This is a genomic window from Micromonospora lupini (assembly GCF_026342015.1).
Classification (GTDB): domain Bacteria; phylum Actinomycetota; class Actinomycetes; order Mycobacteriales; family Micromonosporaceae; genus Micromonospora; species Micromonospora lupini_B.
The window spans coordinates 1,355,406-1,373,195 of the sequence record NZ_JAPENL010000001.1; the positions used below are offsets into that span (position 1 = coordinate 1,355,406).

Genomic DNA, 17,790 nt, shown 5'->3' on the forward strand with positions numbered 1-17,790 from the left:
GGCCGGAACCACGTCGGTTCCGGCCCCCGTCGGTACGCTCGAACCGCTACGGCGTCGGGTACTGCGCGACGTATACCGGCGCACCGACCTTCGTCATGTCGGCCGCGTCGCCGACGCCGTTGACCACGTGGTCGATCGTGCCGGCACTGAGGTTGACGGTCATGATGTGGTGCAGCCGCACTCCCGGCGTGACAGGCGCCTCGAAGCCGTTCTCCGTGTGGATCGACGGGTTGTTCTGGTTGAAGACGTACACCCCGCCGCCGTAGAGGTCGTGGTGGCGGACCCGGTCGCCGACCTTGTAGCCGGCAAAGCCCTCGACCGTGCCGTTCATCCAGTCGGCCTGCGTCGGCGGGTCGTACGGCAGCTCGTTCTGGTAGAGGATCGTGGTGCCGTGCTCGCCGTTCCAGACCGTGTTGTAGCGCTGGAAGTGCTCGACGAACAGCCCGGTGGCGGTCACGTGGTCGCCGTTGATGACGGCGCCGTAGCGGCCGGTGTTGGTGCGCCAGCGGTCGGTGTCGCCGTTGACGCCCTCGGTGAAGCCCTCCACGCCGTGGTCACCGCGCCACACCCAGGTGTGGTCGATGAGGACGTTGTCGCTGTTGACCTCCAGCGCGGTGTTGGTCCGGCCGATGTGCGGGCCGCCGACGCGGAAGTACACGTCGGACAGCGTGGTCGGGTTGGCCGGGCTGCTGTGGCCGTGCCCGTGCGAGCGGCCCACCCGGAGCAGGGCCGGCGACTCGACGGTGCCGGCGTCGATCGTGACGCCGGCGACGATCACACCGGGCACGTCGGCGACGTCCAGCGGGACCGCGCCGTTCACCGCGGTGAGGGTGGCGTGGCCGATGCCGAGGACCACCGTGTCGGCCCGCCGGATCTCGATGCTGCGGGCGATGTCGTAGACGCCGGGGGTGAGCAGCAGATTCTTGCCGCGCGCGAGCTGGCTGTTGATGACGCGTACCGGGTCGGACGGCTTGGCGACGAAGAAGTCGTCGATCCCGATGGTCCGCCCCGGGGTGATGCCGTCGGCCCAGGAGACGCCCCGGCTGTCGCGCTGCGCCGCCGGCACCCGCACGTTGTAGCGGCCCCTGCCGTCGACGTACAGGTAGGGCTTCTCGCGGCTCAGCGGGGTGGTGTCGAGCGTGGTGTACGGCGGGTCCGGGAACGTGGCGTCGTCCGGTGCGCCCTCGACGCCCGCGAAGACCTGGTTCCACACGGCGTTGGACCACCCGGCGACCTCGCTGTTGCGGGTGAGCCACTGCTGCTGGGAGCCGTTCGTGGTGGCCGGCAGCCGCGAGTCGGCGATGAAGCCGCCGCTGGCGTACTGCGGGCCGGCCGTGCAGTAGTCCATCAGGGACAGCCCGCCGCCGGTGATGTTGAGTCGGCGCATCGAGACCGCCTGGGACACCGCCCAGAAGTTCGCCGTCGCCCGGCAGCCGTCCTGCCCGGCGCCGTTGACGGTGAGCGAGAGGTTGGACAGGGTGCGCCAGAAGTTGACGAGCGCGAGGCAGTTGCCGGTGCCGCCGTCGGCCAGGCAGCGGTTGTAGACCTCGAGCTTGCCGTTGACGGCGACGTCGGTGGGTGCGGCGCCGAGGCCGGCGACCTCGGTGTAGTAGCCGACCTTGGCCTGCAACGGCTGCTCGGCCGTGCCGTACGCGCCCGGCTTGAACAGGTAGGCGTGCCGCTCGGTGCCCATCTCGTTGTCGACCTGTCGGGCGTGGGCGGCGTCGAGGGTCTGCTGGATCTCGCTGACCGGCATGCTCGGGTCGAAGATCGTCACGTTCGGCCCGAAGTCGGGTGCGCCGTGCGTCGGGCGGCCGGCGGTGGCGGCGGTGCCGCTGGTGGCGAGGGCGGTGGTGACCAGAAGGGCGAGGATCAGGGTACGTCGGGACGGGCTTGTCATGTGGTTCGTCCTCTCCGCTGGCCAGGGGGCGTGCTCCCGGCACAGCTGGGGGCGTGAGAGCGCTCTCTGATGTTTCTACCCGTTAATGCGGCCACACGCCACGAGCGGCGCACCACGAATCTCGGCGGGCCGGGTGCGCGCGGTACGGCGACGGTACGGAAAGGGAACACCGCGCTGGTCTGCTCGGCTCATGCGAGTACGCGGAACACCCGGACCACTCCGGCCCGGACGGCGGGCGACAGTCGTCATCGTCACCCTCGCCGTGGCACTACCGCTGGCCGCGTCGTCGATCGCCGCAGCCCGGCCCGGCCCGCCGTCGGCGGGAACGGCGTCGACGAGCACGTCCTCGGCCGATCCGGGCGGACCCGTCCCGGCCGAGGATCGGCAGATCCTGGCGCGCGCCGAGTCACTTCTGACCCGGGACTGCATGGCCCGCGCGGGCTTCCAGCTGTGGCTGGGCACGCCACCACCGGCAGACGAGTTGCTCTCCTTCCCGTACGTCGTCGACGACGTCGAGTGGGCGCGTAGACACGGCTTCGGCTCGGACCTGGTGGCGACTGTCGACGCCCGCCGGCGGGCCGACCCCAACCAGCGCTACGTCAGCGGCCTGCCCCCCGAGCGCCGGGAGGCGTTCCTGTCCGCGCTCAACGGCGCCCGCCCGGCGGGCTTGGAGGCGCGGCTCCCCTCCGGCGGCGTGATGCGACGCAGCGCCGACGGATGCACGTCCGACGCCCAGCGTCGGCTCTACGGCGACCTGGCCGAGTGGTACCGGTCGAGCAAGGTGGTCGCCGACCTGACGTACCTGCGGCAGCGGCAGGTCCTCGCCGATCCGGCCTGGACGGCAGCGCTCCAACCGTGGGCGCGGTGCCTGCGGCAGCAGGGGTACACCGCGGACACCCCCGAGCGGCTGCGGGAGAGCGTCAGCACCCGTGGGCGGGCGGATGAGATCGCCGCGGCGGTCGCCGAGGCGCGGTGTGCCCAGAACGGCCTCGCCGCGACGACACGGGCGCTGGACGCCCGCCACGGCGACGAACTGACGGCGGCGTACCACCAGGACGTGGCGACCAGGAACCGGCTGGAGCACGGAGCGATCGTCCGGGCCCGGGCCGTGGTGGCCGCCGAGCACGAATGAACGCCGAGGCGATGGTCGCCCGGCGAGAAGGAGGACGAGATGAGACGTATCCACCTGGTCATGGCGGGGGGCGCGATGCTCGCCACGCTGCTGGCCGGCGCACCGGCGGCCGCATCCCCGGCGCAACCCGGGCTGGTCGGGTCGGCCGACCAGGCCGCGCTGTCCCACCGCGACGGCCGGGCCGAGCGGGTCGACCTGCCCCGGAGAACCCCGCAGGACGGGGCGCGGGCCGCGGCGGCCGCCGACGGCTACTTCTACGCCTACGAGCACGCCTGGTGGGGTGGCCGCTGGTGCGCCTGGGCGGGCAACGCGAGCAACTGGGTCAACCCGGGCGGCCCCGCCACGACCGGCCAGTGGGGCTGCGGCGGCGACTACAGCTTCGACAACATCGCCACATCGGTCTGGAACAACGGGTTCTACCAGGACTACGACGCGGTGAAGATGCGCACCGGGGCGTTCCTCACCGGTGGCAGCATGTGCCTGTCGCGCGGCGACTACTGGGCCGACTTCACCCTCGGCTACCAGGCGTTCGACGACGGCACCCCCGCCGACAACCAGATCAGCTCGCACTACTGGGGCTTCGCCTGCTCGTGACGACGAGCCGGGCGGGGGCCCACCGCCCCCGCCCGGCACCACCACGCTCAGCAGCGGACATCCCCACCGAGCAGCGCGCGGTGCAGGTCCCGCAGCTCCCGCCCCGGCTCGATGGCGAGCTGCGCCGACAGTTCGGCCCGCCAGTCCCGATAGACACCAAGCCCATCGGCGGTACGTCCACTGTGGTGCAGAGCCAGCATCAACTGCCCGCGCAGCCGCTCCCGGAACGGGTGCCGGCGTACCAACGTGATCAGCTCACCGATCACCTGCGGGTGCTGGCCCAGGTCCAACCGCACGGCAACCCGCTGCTCGATCGCGGCGAGCCGCGCCTCCTCCAGTTGCGGCGCCTCCGCGTCGGTCAGCTCGTCGGTGCCGTCGGCCAGCGCCGGCCCGCGCCACCAGCCGAGACCCGCGGCCAGAGCGGCTGACGCCTCCGCCGGCCGGCAGGCGTCGCGCAGCACCCCGGCTCGCCGCACCTCGTCGAGGAACCGGTCGAGGTCCAGCTCGCCCGCCTCCAACCGGACCGCGTAACCGTCGCGCCAGGAGCGGATCCGGTCGGCCCCGAGCGCCGCGCGCAACTCGGAGATCCGCTTGCGCAGTTGGGTACGCGCGGTCGCCGGCGGCTGCTCGGCCCAGAGCAGGCGTACCAGCCGATCCACCGACACCATCCGGCCGCGTGCCAGCAGCAGCGCGGCCAGCACCGAGCGCTGCTGCGGGCCGGCCAGGCGTACCGGCTGACCGGTACGGACGGCCTCGATCGGCCCCAGAATGCGGAAGTCCATCTGCGTCATCTGCTCCTCCTCGTCGCCGGCCGAACGGTCGCAGCCGGCGTCGCCGAAGCGCTGTCATCGCGCTGTCACGAGCCGCGTACCGGCGCGGTCACCGTGTGTCGCGCTCAGGGCCGTCCTGTCGGACCGTCGTGCTACCGTCGCCCTCGGTCGATGTCGCAGGGCGTCCGGTCGGCCGGTGCTGGGGGCTGTCGTGGAGTGGGATTTCGCCGTGCTCGGCGCGCTGCGCGTCGCCCGGCACGGCCGCACGATCGACGTCCCGGCCAACCGGCAGCGGGCGTTGCTGGCCACACTGTTGCTCAACCGGGGTGAGACGGTGAGCGTCCCGGCTCTCGTCGACCGGGTCTGGGGCACCCGGGTGCCCACCCACGCGCGGGCCGCGCTGCACTCGCTGGTCCGGCGGCTGCGCAGCACCCTGACCATCGAGGACCATCCGGGCGAGCTGATCGCGACGAGGATCAGCGGCTACGTCCTGGAGGTGCCCCCGGCCGCCCTCGACCTCTCCCGCTTCGACGCTCTCGTGGCTGCCGGCCTCGCCGCCGACCCGCAACGACGCGCCGACCTGCTTCGGCAGGCCCTCGCTCTCTGGCGCGGCGACCCGCTGGGAGACGTCGATTCCGAGGTGCTGCACCGCGAGGACGTGCCGGCGCTCACCGAGCGGTGGGCACGGGCCACCGAGGTCTACTTCGACGCCGAGCTGATCCTCGGCCGGCACACCGACATCGTCGCGGCGCTGCGGCGGACGACCCGGCACAGCCCGCTGCGCGAGGGGCTCTGGGCGCAACTGATGCTCGCGCTGTATCGCAGCGGGCGGCAGGCCGAAGCCCTCGACGCCTTCCAGCAGCTCGCCGCGATCCTCGCCGACGAGCTGGGCGTCGACCCCGGGCCGGCGATCCGCGAGCTGCGCGACCGCCTGCTGCGCGCCGACCCGACGCTGAGCTGGCGCCCGACCGCGGCGAACACGACAGTCGCGCCGGCGGCGGCACCGATGTTCCAGCTCCCGGCCGACGCGGGTGTGCTGCACGGCCGCGCCGACGCGATCGACGCCATCCGGCGGTCCATCGTCACGGCCACCAACGAGGGGCGCCTGCCCCTGGTGTCCATCTCGGGCGCCCCGGGCGTCGGCAAGACGGCCCTCGCCGTCCACCTGGGTCACCAGCTCGCCGACGAGTTCCCCGACGGCCAGTGGTACGTCCGGTTGCGCGGCCAGCAGGAACAGGCCCGCCCTCTCGACGTCCTGTCCGAGCTGCTCACCTACTCCGGGGTGCGCGGTGCGGCCCAACCCGCCTCGGCCGACGCCCGCGCCGCCGCGCTGCGAGCGGCCCTCGCCGACCGCCGCATCCTCGTCGTCCTGGACGATGCCGCCTCGGCGGAGCAGGTCGAGCCGCTGCTGCCCGGCGGCGGCGGTTGCGCGGTGCTCGTGACCAGCCGCAGCACGCTCGGCGCCCTGGTGGCGCTGCACGGTGGCCGGGCCGTCGATCTCGATCCGCTCAGCCCGCAGGCCGCCGTCGACCTGCTCACCGCTGTGTTCCGCGATCACGCGATCACCGTCGCGCCGGACGTCGTGCGCGACCTGGCCGCGCTCTGCGGCTACCTCCCGCTGGCGCTACGGATCGCGGCCGCCAACCTGGCCACGGCCGGCCCGACCGACGACCGCGCGTACGTGCGGCGACTGCGCGACGGCGACCGGTTGGGCGAGCTGTCGGTGCCCGGCGACCCACGTGTGGCGCTGCGCGCGGCGATCGCACCGTCCTATCAGGGGCTCGCCGACGCCGAGCGGCGAGCGCTGAGGCTGCTCGGGTCGACGCCCACCGACTGCTTCACCACAGCTGACCTCGCGGCGCTCACCGACGTCGACTGGCCCACAGCGGACGCGGTGCTGCGCACCCTGACCAGCAGCCATCTGGTCCGCCCCTCCCGGGATGGCCGATTCGTCACCCATGACCTGATCCGTCGGTACGCGGCCGAGCAGTCAGGCGCGGAGGACACCGCCGACGAGCGCGGCGCGGCCCTGACTCGGCTGTTCCACAGCTACCTGGCCACGGCCGACGCGCTCGCGCGGCGCAGCTACCCCCGGATGGCGTTCCTCCCTCGACCCGCCGGGCCGGTCCGGCCCAGCACGGAGGCCGGGCAACCCGAGCCGCCGAACTGGTTCCAGGCCGAGTACGCCAATCTGCTCGCCGCGATCAGGCACGCGGCACAGCACGGCCCCCGCGAGATCGCCTGGCATCTCGCCGACCGGATGCGCGGCTACCTGCAGGAGACCGGGGCGCACGGCGAATGGCGTTCGATAGTCGAGCTGGGTCTGGCCCAGGCCCAGCTCGCGGGCGACGACCAGGGGGTCGCCGCCATGCAGTCGAGCCTCGCGACGCTGAGCGCCAGCCGGGCCGACTACAGCGACGCCCGGCGGCGGTTCCACACCGCGCTGACCATCCAGGTGCGGCTGGGCAACCGTGCCGGGCAGGCCGCCGTTCTCAACAATCTCGGCATCGTGCACCGGGAGGAGGGCAGGCTTTCCGAGGCGGGCGAGTGTTACGCGCAGGCGCTGCGGCTCTACCGCGAGATGGCCAACCGGCACGCCGAGTGGAGCTGCCTCGTCAACCTCGGTGTCGTGCAGCTCGAGCTGGACCAGGTCCACGACGCGGTCCGGGCCCAGGAGGCGGCGATGCGGGGTTACACGTCCCTCGCCGTCGCCGAACAGCCGCTCAACGACATCGCCAACGTCCTGCACAACCTCGCCGTCGGCCTGCGCGCGCTCGGCCGACCCAGCCTGGCGGTGCTGCACCTGACCCGGGCCGTGGTGATCCGGCGGCAGGTGGGCAACAGCTACGGCGTCGCGACGGACCTCGACCAGCTCGCCGCCGCGTACGTCGACCTCGGCTACCACGTCAAAGCGCGGGGCCTCGCCCAGGAGTGTCTCACCATCGCCCGCGCGATAGGTCGACGCCGGGTCGAGGCCGAGGCTCTGGCCACCCTGGGTACCGCCATGCTCGGCCTGCACGGCCCGGAGTCGGCGCTCGACCTGCTGCACCAGGCGTTGCGGCTGGGCCGGGAGATCGGTTACCGCCGTGCCGAGGTCAACGCCCACCTCGGCCTCGCGAGCGCCTACCGGGCGGCCAACCGGCAGCAGGAGGCAGCGCGCCACGCCCGGATGGGCGAACAACTCGCCCGCGCGGCCCAGCACCACCTGCTCGCCCGGCAGGCGCGGGAACTGATCGGTGATGCCGATCCCGCGCCGCTGCTACGGCCGGCCTGCTAGGGATCTGCCTGAAGCGTCGGCAGTCCGCCAGGAGCAGGGACGGCGCACGTCGGCCCGGGTGGGTGAGAATGGACTGTGACGCGGGGAGGCGCCGATGCAGATCGACCCGCTGCCTCACCTGGACGAACATGCCACGCTCATCGCGGCGGAGACCGACCAGGTCTGGCCGCACCTCACCGACGTCGTCGAGCGGACCTTCTCGCGGCCCGGCACGAGCGGGTACGCCCGCCTGGTGGGCGCCGCCGACCCGGTCACGTCCGGGCCCCGGCCACTCGTCGAGGGCTCGACGATCCCCGGCTTCCACGTGGCGACCGCGCTCCCCGGTCAGGAGTTGGCGTTGCGGGGCAGCCATCGATTCTCGACGTACGCGCTGATCTTCCGCCTGGACGCGGACGGTCCCGGTCGGTCCCGGCTGCGAGCCGAGACGAGGGCCGTCTTCCCCGGCCTGGCCGGCCGCCTCTACCGACAGATCCTGCTGACCTCGGGTGGCCACGTGCTCGGCGTACGCCGAATGCTTGCGGCGGTCCGGCGCAGATCCGAACACTCCTGACGGGCAAGGCCGCGGTCCACGCACCGGAAACCCCCACATCGCCGACCTGGAGCGGCTCTCGCTCGCCGGCCCCGGTTCTCCGGCCGCACGCCAGCACCACGGGGCGGCGAACTTCCCCTCGGACCGGTCAGAATGGACGCTGGCGCGCAACGGGGAGGCGACGACAGTGGGTGGCACGTTGGCCGATGTCCTGGACGCGGCGGCACGTGGGCACTTCCCGCCCCCGGACGGCGGGACCACGATCGTGGCGCAGCACAGCCGTCGGGACGCCGGAGTCATCGCCTTCACCGCGCATTCCGTGGTGTTCACGGACGAGGACCCCGACTGGGTCCGCGACACCCTGGCCGCACTCGACTGCGACGGTCTGGCGGCCACGATGAATCCGCGTTTCCTGGGCGCGCTGCTCGACCGCACCGGACGGTCGACGGACACGATCGACCTGCTGACCGTCGCGTCCCCGCTCACCGGCGCTCCCCCGCTCGCGCTGCGCGAGCTTTCCGACGCCGACCATCCCCGGGAGGCGCGGGCGCGCAAACGCCGTGACGACGTCCGCGTCTGGGCGGCCGACGGCGGCGTGGTCGTTCTCGGCCGTGGGGTGGCGGGTCGCTGGGAGGCGGCGATCGAGGTCGACGAGGACGTGCGCCACCGGGGCCTCGGCCGGGCGCTGGCGACGGCCGCCAGACATCTGGTGCCCGAGGGTCAGCCGGTCTGGGCGCAGCAGGCCGCCGGCAACGCGCGCAGTGTGCGGGCCTTCCAGGCGGCCGGTTTTCGACCGGTGGGCGCCGAGGCGCTGCTCCTGGAGAGGTAGCCACCTCAGGCACCCACCGCCCACGGCCGGCGTCACCCGTCGCTCAGGAACTCGTCGATCATCGGGGCCAGCCAGTCGGCGCGCTGCGGGATCGTCGTGTGGGTGGTGCCGGGCAGGATGGCCAGCCGGCAGGCCGGCAGACCGGTCAGGTCGCCGGGCACCGCGCCGCCGAGCAGCCGGAACATCAGCACCGCGTGCTCGGGCTGGACGATGTCCGAGTCGGCCAGCACGATCATGGTGGGCGCGGCCAGGGCCCGGATCTGCTCGGGCGTCCACCGCGGCAGGTTCGCGTCCAGCACCTTCATCTTGGTGACCAGGGTGGCCCAGCCCGCCGGGTCCGGCGCGGTCCGCAGGTACTCCTCGTGGAACTCCGAGCCGTGCAGGTGCTCCGGTTGCAGATCCTGGATCCCGTCGAGCAGCCCCGGGTGCAGGCCGGCGTCCTCGAAGCTCACCGAGGCGAGGACCAGCCGCCCGACCCGCTCGGCGTGGTCGGTGCCCAGGCGCAGCGCCACCGCCGCGCCCATGCTCCAGCCGTACACGTCCGCCCGCTCGACACCCAGCCGGTCGAGCAGCTCGACCACGTCGGCGGCGAAGTGCTCCACTGTCAGCGGCCGGTCGACGTCCGGGGTGTGGCCGTGCGCCTGCAACTCCACGGCGATCACCCGCCGGGACTTCGCCAGGTCCGGCAGGATCGTGCCGAACGAGGTGCCGATGCCGGAGAGCGCGCCGTGGATGAGCACCAGCGGTCGGCCCTCGTCACTGCCATGTGTCTCGTGATAGATCTCCATGCCCACACGGTGCGCCGGCGCGCTTACGGAATGCTTCAGGTCGCCTTACCGGCGCTAGGATGTCCGCCGTGCAGTTCGGGGTGCTCGGGCCGCTCGCCGTCACCACGGACGCCGGCGAGCCGGTGGTGGTGCCCGGCACCAAGGTGCGCGCCCTCCTGGCCGACCTGCTGACCAACCGCAACCAGGTCGTCTCCGCCGACCGGCTCATCGACGACCTGTGGGGCGACGACTCCCCCGCCAACCCCTCCGGCGCCCTCCAGGTGCGGGTGTCGCAGCTCCGCAAGGCGCTCAACGACGCCGAGCCGGGCGCCCGCGACCTGGTCGAGTCCCGCGCACCCGGCTACCTGCTGCGGGCCGGCACCGTCGACGCCGACCGGTTCGCCGAGCTGGCCCGGCACACCGACGTCGACAGGTTGACCGAGGCCCTCGCGCTGTGGCGCGGCGAGGCGTACGCCGACGTGGCCGACGCCGAGTTCGTCCGCGCGGAGGCCACCCGCCTCGCCGAGCAGCGACTCGCCGTGCACGAGCGGCTCGCCGAGGCCCGGGTGGCCCGGGGCGAGCACGACCTCGTCGCCGCCGACCTGGCCGAGCTGGTCGCCCGGCACCCGCTGCGCGAGGGACTGCGGGCGGTGCAGCTCCGCGCGCTGTACGCGGCCGGTCGCCAGTCCGAGGCCCTGGACAGTTACGCCGACCTGCGGGACCGGCTCGCCGACGAGCTGGGCCTCGACCCCGGCCCCGAGCTTGTCGCCCTGCACCGCCGGATCCTCGAACAGGACGCCGGCCTGAGCGCGCCGCCGAAGGCCGCGATCATCCGCAACAGTCTGCCCGCCCAGCTCGACGAGCTGGTCGGCCGGGCCGAGGCGCTCACCGAGCTGCGGGCCTTGCTGCCCGCGCAGCGCCTGGTCACGCTTATCGGGCCGGGCGGTGTCGGCAAGACCCGGCTGGCCACCGAGACCGCCCGTACCCAGTCGCTCCCCGACGGCGTCCTGCTGGTCGAGCTGGCGCCGCTGCCGGCCGGCGATCCGGGCGTCGCCGAGCAGGTGCTCGGCGCGCTGGACGCCCGCGAGGCCGCCGGCACGAGCCAGTCGGCCACCGACCGACTCGTCGCGGCGCTGCGGCAGCGACACCTGCTGCTCGTGCTTGACAACTGCGAACACGTCATCGAGCCGGTCGCCGCGCTGGTGGCCCGGCTGCTGCGCGACGCGCCAGGGGTGCGCGTGCTGGCCACCAGTCGGGAGTCACTCGGCCTGACCGGGGAGCTGCTCTGGGAGGTACCCCCGTTGTCGCTGCCGCAGGACAGCGACCCGGACGCGGTCCGGCGCTCGGCGGCGGCCCGGTTGTTCGCCGCCCGCGCCGCCGCCCAGCACCGCGGTTTCCGTCTCGACGAGCACACCGCGCCGGCGGTCGCCCAGCTCTGCCGTCGCCTGGACGGCCTGCCGCTGGCGTTGGAGCTGGCCGCGACCCGGGTCCGCGCGCTGGGCCTGCGGGGTGTGGTGGACCGGCTCGACGACAGGTTCCGGCTGCTCACCACGTCCCAGCGTGACGCGCCGCCGCGGCAGCGGACACTGACGGCGGTGATCGGCTGGAGTTGGGACCTGCTCGACGAGGCCGACCGGGAGGTGCTCGCCCGGCTCGCGGTGTTTCGCGACGGCTGCACGCCGGAGGCCGCCGAACAGGTCTGCCAGACCGACCTGGAAGCCCTCGCCCGGCTGGTGGACAGGTCGCTCGTGGTGCTTGACGACTCCCCGGCGGGTCCGCGTTACCGGCTGCTCGAATCGGTCGCCGCGTTCTGCCTGGACCGGCTGGCCGACGCCGACGAGGTCCGGACGCGGCACGCCGCCTACTACACGGAGCTGGCCGAACGCGCCGACCCGGAGTTGCGCGGGGCGGAGCAGCGGCGGTGGCTGGCGCTGCTGGACACCGAGACGGCGAACCTGCGGGCGGCGCTTACCCACGGCGGTGGGCTGCGGCTGGCAGTCGCGCTGAGCTGGTACTGGTATCTGCGCGGCCGGCTCACCGAGGCACGACGGGCCCTCGCGGTGGCGGGCGAGCCGGCGCAGGAGTTCCGCGCGGCGCCGTGGCGGGTCGGCTTCGCGCTGCTGCGGGGCGAGGCGGTCGCGCCCGGGGACATCCGCGCCGCGCTGGCACACGACCCGGACGGCCGAGGCGCCTGGTTCGCGGCGCACGCGGTGATCACGCACAGCGAACTGGCCCTGGCCGCGGAGTTGCTGCCCAGCGCTCCGGCCGACGCGTGGACCGAGGCGGCGGTGCTCGCCTCCCGGGCCATGCTCGCGCACGCCGCCGGCGACCAGAGCACCCTTGAGTACGCCTCGACGCGCAGCGCCGCGCTGTTCGCCGACCTCGGCGACCGGTGGGGACGGCTCCAGGCGACCGAGTGGGTGGGTGGGCTGGCCGAGATGCGCGGCGAGCACGAACGCGCGGTCGAGCTGCACCGCGAGGGGCTGCGCTGGGCCGAGGAGTTGGAGCTGTGGCCGCAGGTCGGCACCGAACTGTCCTGGCTGGCCTGGCTGGCGGTGCAGACCCGCGACTACCCGCAGGGGCGTGAGTTGGCCGAGCGCGCGTACCGGCTGGCCGTCGAGCAGGACGCGCCGGGCGCGCTGGTCTTCGCCGAGATGAGCCTCGGGTTCGCCGCTCGCCGCGACGGCAAGCTCGACCTGGCCCTCACCCACCTCACCCACCTCGCCGAGCGGGGGCGCGGCGAGACGCGGCCCGCGCTCTATTTGCCGATGGTCCTGGTGGAGCTGGGGTACGCCGTCGAGCAGGCCGGCGACCCGGACGCCGCGCTGGCCCTGCACGTCGAGGCGTACGAGGCCGCCGAGGCGATGGCCTCGCCCCGCGACGGCGTCGCCGCGCTTGAGGGGATGGCGTCGGCGGTGCGCGCGCCGGAGGCCGCCGCCCGGTTGCTCGGCGTGGCGGCGGCCGCCCGGCTGGCCCTGGATGCCCCGGCCGCCCCCGCCGAACGCGACGAGGTCGACCGGGTGACCGGACGCGTCCGGGCCGCCCTCGGGCCGGAGCGCTTCGACGCGCTCGTCGACGAGGGTACGAAGCTGAGCCCGGGCGAGGCCCGGGCTCAGCTCTGAGGCGACGGCGAGGCGGTGGTCAGGCGGTGGTCAGGCGGCGGTCTTCGGCCGGTACGAGGCGACGATCACGCCGCTCTTGTGCACCCGGGTGTCGACGAGGTCGAACGCCGTCTGGAAGTCCGTCAGCGGCACCGTGAGGCTGGGCGTGCCCTGCAACACCGGGTGGATCCAGAAGCGGACCTCGTCCACCAGGCCCGCGGTGATCAGTTGGGCGGTGACCGAGCCGAAGCCGTACTGGATGATGTTCTTGCCGTCCTGGGCCTTGAGCGCCGTGACTGCCTCGACCAGGTCGCCCTGGAGCACCTCCGTGTTGTTCCAGGTGGGGTTGGTGAGGGTGGTCGAGGCGACGTACTTCTTGACGTTGTTGAAGTAGGCAGCCCCGGTCATCGGGTCGCTCTCGTCCTGCTGCGGCCAGGCGACGGACATGCCGTCGTAGGTGGCCCGACCCATCAGCATCGCGTCCGCGGCGTCGGTCAGCCCGCCGGCCACGACGATCGACTCCTCGTCGAAGTACGGGCCGGTCCACACCGGGTTCTCGATGACGCCGTCGAGGGTGATGTAGGTCGAGTTGATGAGCTTGCGCATCGGAATCTCCTGGGTGTCTGTCGTGTCCTGCTGACACCCGGAACACTGCCGGCCTCCGCTTACGATTCGCTTCAGGTGCCCTTACCCGCGTCCTCGGCCGCGCCCGAAACCGGCTCGGTCAGCGGAATCGGCAGCGCCTGTGGGGCCGCCGTGCCGCCACCTGTCGAGTGCGCCGGCGCGGGCCGGTCGTCGGTGCGGCTGTGCAGGCGTCCACGCCCGGCGGGCCCGGCGCGGCGGGTCACCTCGACTGTCACCATCCGCACCGGCGGTGGCGGCGCGGTGAAGCGGCCGACGCCCCAGCGCACCCAGATCGGGATCCGGCCGGCGTCCGCCTCGGCGGTCAGCTTCTGCACCGTCCGCGCCCGGTCGGTGTGGTCGACCTCGATCACCACAGGCGGGCCGTCCGGGCGGGCACACGCCACGTCGAGGACGGAGTGCCGTTGCTGCATCGGCGGCGGCAGCGGTACGACGCTTGGCGCGCGCCGGTAGACCCGCCAGCCCTGCGCCTGCGCCCACCGCGCCACCGCGTCGATGATCCGCGTGGTCACCTCGTCGGTGTCCAGGTCGACGAATGTCACCTCGGCCAGCCACCGGCCCAGGTCGGCGGCCAGCCGCTCACCCTGCGCCGCAACGTCCACGGGCGCAGGATAACGCCTCAGCCGACGGGGGCCGCCGTCACGGCGAGGTGCCGGGAGAGCCAGGCGGTGGTGGCCGTACGCGCCGTCTCGGCGTTGTCGCGGGCCAGGAAGTCGTGCCCCTCGCCGGTGAGCACGAGGTGCCCGTGCGGGACGTCCCGCGCGGCGAGGGCCTGCGCCACCTGGGCCGACTCACCGGCCGGCACGTTCGTGTCGTTGGCGCCGTGGATCAGCAGCACCGGTACGTCGAGCTGGTCGATGCGGGTCATCGGCGACAGGTCCCGCAGCAGGTCGGCGTCGCGCACCGGGTCGCCGTACTTGCTGACGGCGGCGGCGGCGATCCACGGCTCGGTGCCGGCGTAGAAGGTGCGGAAGTCGGAGATGCCGCACTCGGCCACACCCGCGGCGAACAGGCCGGGGAAGTTCACAAGCACCGCGAGGACGAGGTAGCCGCCGTAGGAGCGGCCCAGGCAGCCGAGCCGACCCGGGATCGCGACACCGCTGTCGACCAGGTGGTCGGCGCACGCGGCCACGTCCGCGATGGCCCCGTACCGGCCGGCGAGGTTGTCGGCGGCGACGAAGGTGCGGCCGAAGCCGGACGAGCCGCGCACGTTGGGCGCGAACACCGCGACGCCCTGCGCCACGAGGGCCTGGAACAGCGGGTTGTAGCCGGGACGCTCCTGCGCCTCGGGACCGCCGTGCAGGCTGATCGCCGTCGGCCAGGGGCCCGGACCGGGCGGGCGGTAGAGCCAGCCGGACAGCGGCAACCCGTCGCGGGCGCGCAGGTCGACGAGCTGCGGGGCGACACCGCTGTCGCCCGTACGCGCGGCGCCGGTGTCCGGCCGCAGCGGGCGGGGCGTCCCGGTCGCCACATCGACGAGCCAGACCTCCCGGGGCTGCACCGGCCCCTGCGCGGTGACGCAGAGCAGGTCGGCGGCGGCGGCGAAGACGGCGCCGTCGATCACCTCCCCCGGGGCGGCGACGGCCCGCTGCACGCCGCTGGTGAGGTCGAGCAGGCTCAGCTCGCTGCGCCCGCCGTAGGTGTTCCAGAGCAGCGCGGCACGCCGCCGGTCGGCGCTGGGCGCGACGTGCTCCAACTCGGCGTCCGGACGCGCGGCCAACCGCGTCGGGGGCAGCGCCGGGCGCGTGAGGTCGACGCGCACAAGCGCGGCCAGCTCCGAGAACGCGTCGGTACGCGCCAGCACGCTCGTCCCGTCGGGGCCGAACCAGCCCTGGTCCGTGCTGCCCCGGCCGGTGTCCGGCAGCAGGCGTACCCGCTCGCCGGTGGCCACGTCCAGCAGCTCCAGCCAGCGGGCGTTGCGCGGACCGCGCCGCAGCAGGGCCGACCCGCCGTCCGGGCTGACGTCCAGGAGAGTGAGCAGGTCGTCCTCGGCGAGCACCCGCCGGTGCCCGGTGCCGGCGTCGACGAGCACGGCGGCACCCCGCTCGGCGGTCTCGGTGACAGCCATCAGCGCGCCGCCGGGCAGCCAACCGGACAGGGCCGCGCTGCGCCTGCCGAACCCGGCGACCTGGCGGCGCTGCCTGCCGTCCGGGCGCAGCACCCACAGCTCGGTGCGGGGAGCGCCACCGGGCGCGACGACGCAGGCCAGCCACTGCCCGTTCGGGGACCAGCTCACCGCAAGCACCGGCTCGTCGCCGCTGGGCAGCGCGACGGCCTCGGCGGCGTCGACGTCGCGCACCCAGACGGCAGGGGTGCCGGCCCGGTCGGACAGGTACGCCACCCGTCGGCCGTCAGGTGACGGCGCGGGCGCGAAGTCCTCGCCGGCCGGCAGCGGCGGCACCGACCGGTGCGCGGTCAGGTGGGCCAGGAGGGTGGTGCGTGGCGCCTGCGTGCGTACGCTCATCTAAACCCCGATCCGCTGCAACCAGAGCTCCAGCAGCCCGAGCTGCCAGAGCGCGTTGGAGCCCAACGTGGTCCGCCGGGCGTTCGGCGCGTCCAGCAACTCCTCCAGGTAGTCCTTGCGGAACAGGCCGCGCTCACGCGCCGGGCGCGCGGTCAACGCGTCCCGGACGTCGTCGAGCAGCGGGCCGGACAGGTGCCGGATGGCGGGCACCGGGAAGTAGCCCTTCGGCCGGTCGATCACCTCGTCGGGCACGATGCCCCGACTCGCGGCCTTCAGCACGCCCTTGCCGCCCTGGGCCAGCTTGAGCGCCGGTGGGCAGGCGGCGGCCAGCTCGACGACCTCGTGGTCGAGGAACGGCACCCGCGCCTCCAACCCCCACGCCATAGTCATGTTGTCGACACGCTTGACCGGGTCGTCGACGAGCATGACCAGGCTGTCCTGGCGCAGCGCCGCGTCGAGCGCGGTGTCCGCGCCCGCCGCGCCGAAGTGGGCGGTGACGAACTCCAGGCTCGCGTCGTGGTCGAGCATCCACTCGGGCGCCAGGTGCCCGGCGAGCGCGTCGTGCCGACGATCGAAGAACACCCGGGCGTACGCCTCGACGGCGTCCGCGCGGGCCACGTTCGCCATCGGCGGGTACCAGTCGTAGCCGGCGAAGATCTCGTCGGCGCCCTGGCCGGACTGGACCACTGTGATGCGCTGCGACACCTCCTCGGAGAGCAGGTGGAACGCGACGCAGTCGTGGCTGACCATCGGCTCGCTCATCGCCGCGATGGCCTCGTGCACCGCCGGCACGAACCGGGCCGCGCCGATGCGGATCTGGTGGTGGTCGGTGCCGTACTCGCGGGCCACCAGGTCGGAGTAGTGGAACTCGTCGCCGCTCTCCCCCGCCGCCGCCTCGAAGCCGATGCTGAAGGTGGCCAGCCCGGTCTGGCCCTGCTCGGCGAGCAGAGCGACGATCAGGCTGGAGTCGAGGCCCCCGGAGAGCAGCACGCCCACCGGCACGTCGGCGACCATCCGGCGACGTACGGCGGTCCGCAGCGCCGCCATGATCCGTTCCTGCCACTCGTCGGCGGACATGGCAGGCGCGGCGGCGCGGGTGAACTCCGGCCGCCAGTACACGGTGTCGGTGCTGCGGCCGTCGGCGGTGACGACACGCACGGTGGCCGGGGGCAGCTTGCGGACGCCCGCCAGGATGGTGCGCGGCGGCGGCACCACCGAGTGGAAGCTCATGTAGTGGTGCAGCGCCACCGGGTCGAGGTCGGTGTCCACGTCACCGGCGGCGAGCAGCGCCGGCAGGGTCGACGCGAAGCGGATCCGGCCCGGCGTCTCGGCCAGGTAGAGCGGCTTGATGCCGAGCCTGTCGCGCGCCAGCACCAGCGTGTGCGTGGCCAGCTCCACCAGGGCGAACGCGAACATCCCGTAGAAGCGTTCGACGCAGGCCGTCCCCCACCTGTGGTACGCCTTGAGGATCACCTCCGTGTCGGAGGTGGACCGGAAGGAGTAGCCGGCGGCGGTCAGCTCGTCGCGCAGCTCCCGGTAGTTGTAGATGCAGCCGTTGAAGACCAGGGCGAGGCCCAGCTCGGGATCGACCATCGGCTGCGCGCCGGTGTCGGACAGGTCGATGATGCGCAGCCGGCGGTGCACGAGCGCCGCCGGGCCGTGCTGCCAGCTCCCCTCACCGTCCGGGCCCCGGGAGGACAGGACGGGCAGCATCCGCGCCAGCGCCGCCAGGTCCGGTGGCGCCCCGTCGAGGCGGAACTCGCCTCCGATACCGCACATGGCACA

13 protein-coding genes are annotated in these 17,790 nt (G+C 73.7%); 6 read left to right on the plus strand and 7 right to left on the minus strand.

The genetic code is table 11. The features are described from left to right. Nucleotides 1-46: 46 nt before the first annotated feature. Nucleotides 47-1,900 carry an adenylyl cyclase gene (locus OOJ91_RS06275; protein ID WP_266243472.1) on the minus strand — a complete coding sequence of 618 codons (1,854 nt, stop codon included), beginning with the start codon at nucleotides 1,898-1,900 and terminating at the stop codon, nucleotides 47-49. 190 nt (nucleotides 1,901-2,090) lie between these two features. Between OOJ91_RS06275 and OOJ91_RS06280 the strand changes: the two genes are divergently transcribed. Both OOJ91_RS06280 and OOJ91_RS06285 read left to right on the plus strand, forming a co-directional pair. After that, nucleotides 2,091-3,032, plus strand: a complete 942-nt coding sequence (locus OOJ91_RS06280) for a hypothetical protein (RefSeq protein WP_266243474.1) — start codon at nucleotides 2,091-2,093, stop codon at nucleotides 3,030-3,032. A 39-nt stretch (nucleotides 3,033-3,071) separates the two neighbouring features. Next, nucleotides 3,072-3,626, plus strand: coding sequence for a hypothetical protein (locus OOJ91_RS06285; RefSeq protein WP_266243476.1), 555 nt, complete (start codon nucleotides 3,072-3,074; stop codon nucleotides 3,624-3,626). Nucleotides 3,627-3,673: 47 nt separating this feature from the next. On the opposite strand, the gene OOJ91_RS06290 is transcribed toward OOJ91_RS06285, so the two are convergent. Then, on the minus strand, nucleotides 3,674-4,417 hold the full coding sequence (locus OOJ91_RS06290) for an AfsR/SARP family transcriptional regulator (protein WP_266243478.1): 744 nt from the start codon (nucleotides 4,415-4,417) through the stop codon (nucleotides 3,674-3,676). A gap of 175 nt (nucleotides 4,418-4,592) precedes the next feature. On the opposite strand from OOJ91_RS06290, the gene OOJ91_RS06295 reads away from it, so the two are divergent. From OOJ91_RS06295 to OOJ91_RS06305, 3 genes are all read left to right on the plus strand, one after another. After that, nucleotides 4,593-7,673: an AfsR/SARP family transcriptional regulator gene (locus OOJ91_RS06295; protein WP_266243480.1), complete on the plus strand. Its 3,081-nt coding sequence runs from the start codon at nucleotides 4,593-4,595 to the stop codon at nucleotides 7,671-7,673. A 94-nt stretch (nucleotides 7,674-7,767) separates the two neighbouring features. Beyond that, the gene (locus OOJ91_RS06300) at nucleotides 7,768-8,223 is read left to right on the plus strand and encodes a hypothetical protein (protein WP_266243482.1); all 456 of its coding nucleotides are present in this window, start codon (nucleotides 7,768-7,770) and stop codon (nucleotides 8,221-8,223) included. Between the two features lie 166 nt (nucleotides 8,224-8,389). Continuing rightward, on the plus strand, nucleotides 8,390-9,031 hold the full coding sequence (locus OOJ91_RS06305; protein ID WP_266243485.1) for a GNAT family N-acetyltransferase: 642 nt from the start codon (nucleotides 8,390-8,392) through the stop codon (nucleotides 9,029-9,031). Nucleotides 9,032-9,063: 32 nt separating this feature from the next. Here the strand turns inward: OOJ91_RS06305 and OOJ91_RS06310 are convergent, their stop codons facing one another. Further along, nucleotides 9,064-9,819 (minus strand): alpha/beta fold hydrolase, encoded by a 756-nt coding sequence (locus OOJ91_RS06310; protein ID WP_266243487.1) that lies wholly within the window; start codon nucleotides 9,817-9,819, stop codon nucleotides 9,064-9,066. A gap of 59 nt (nucleotides 9,820-9,878) precedes the next feature. On the opposite strand from OOJ91_RS06310, the gene OOJ91_RS06315 reads away from it, so the two are divergent. Further along, entirely contained in the window at nucleotides 9,879-12,920 is a 3,042-nt protein-coding gene (locus tag OOJ91_RS06315) for a BTAD domain-containing putative transcriptional regulator (protein WP_266243490.1), read from the plus strand. A 30-nt stretch (nucleotides 12,921-12,950) separates the two neighbouring features. Here OOJ91_RS06315 and OOJ91_RS06320 read toward each other — a convergent pair whose 3' ends face one another. The 4 genes from OOJ91_RS06320 to OOJ91_RS06335 all read right to left on the minus strand — a co-directional run bounded on the left by OOJ91_RS06320 (nucleotide 12,951) and on the right by OOJ91_RS06335 (nucleotide 17,784). Further along, nucleotides 12,951-13,505, minus strand: coding sequence for a dihydrofolate reductase family protein (locus OOJ91_RS06320; protein ID WP_266243492.1), 555 nt, complete (start codon nucleotides 13,503-13,505; stop codon nucleotides 12,951-12,953). A gap of 71 nt (nucleotides 13,506-13,576) precedes the next feature. After that, entirely contained in the window at nucleotides 13,577-14,143 is a 567-nt protein-coding gene (locus tag OOJ91_RS06325) for a hypothetical protein (protein WP_266243494.1), read from the minus strand. Between the two features lie 17 nt (nucleotides 14,144-14,160). Further along, the gene (locus tag OOJ91_RS06330) at nucleotides 14,161-16,005 is read right to left on the minus strand and encodes a S9 family peptidase (RefSeq protein WP_266243497.1); all 1,845 of its coding nucleotides are present in this window, start codon (nucleotides 16,003-16,005) and stop codon (nucleotides 14,161-14,163) included. Continuing rightward, nucleotides 16,006-17,784, minus strand: coding sequence for an N-acetylglutaminylglutamine amidotransferase (locus tag OOJ91_RS06335; RefSeq protein ID WP_266243499.1), 1,779 nt, complete (start codon nucleotides 17,782-17,784; stop codon nucleotides 16,006-16,008). Nucleotides 17,785-17,790: the final 6 nt, after the last annotated feature.

Excerpts from the sequence above, each read along its gene's own strand:
- OOJ91_RS06275 (WP_266243472.1), bottom strand. The coding sequence starts at position 1,900 with ATGACAAGCCCGTCCCGACGTACCCTGATCCTCGCCCTTCTGGTCACC.
- OOJ91_RS06280 (WP_266243474.1), top strand. The coding sequence starts at position 2,091 with ATGCGAGTACGCGGAACACCCGGACCACTCCGGCCCGGACGGCGGGCG.
- OOJ91_RS06285 (WP_266243476.1), top strand. The coding sequence starts at position 3,072 with ATGAGACGTATCCACCTGGTCATGGCGGGGGGCGCGATGCTCGCCACG.
- OOJ91_RS06290 (WP_266243478.1), bottom strand. The coding sequence starts at position 4,417 with ATGACGCAGATGGACTTCCGCATTCTGGGGCCGATCGAGGCCGTCCGT.
- OOJ91_RS06300 (WP_266243482.1), top strand. The coding sequence starts at position 7,768 with ATGCAGATCGACCCGCTGCCTCACCTGGACGAACATGCCACGCTCATC.
- OOJ91_RS06310 (WP_266243487.1), bottom strand. The coding sequence starts at position 9,819 with ATGGAGATCTATCACGAGACACATGGCAGTGACGAGGGCCGACCGCTG.
- OOJ91_RS06315 (WP_266243490.1), top strand. The coding sequence starts at position 9,879 with ATGTCCGCCGTGCAGTTCGGGGTGCTCGGGCCGCTCGCCGTCACCACG.
- OOJ91_RS06320 (WP_266243492.1), bottom strand. The coding sequence starts at position 13,505 with ATGCGCAAGCTCATCAACTCGACCTACATCACCCTCGACGGCGTCATC.
- OOJ91_RS06330 (WP_266243497.1), bottom strand. The coding sequence starts at position 16,005 with ATGAGCGTACGCACGCAGGCGCCACGCACCACCCTCCTGGCCCACCTG.
- OOJ91_RS06335 (WP_266243499.1), bottom strand. The coding sequence starts at position 17,784 with ATGTGCGGTATCGGAGGCGAGTTCCGCCTCGACGGGGCGCCACCGGAC.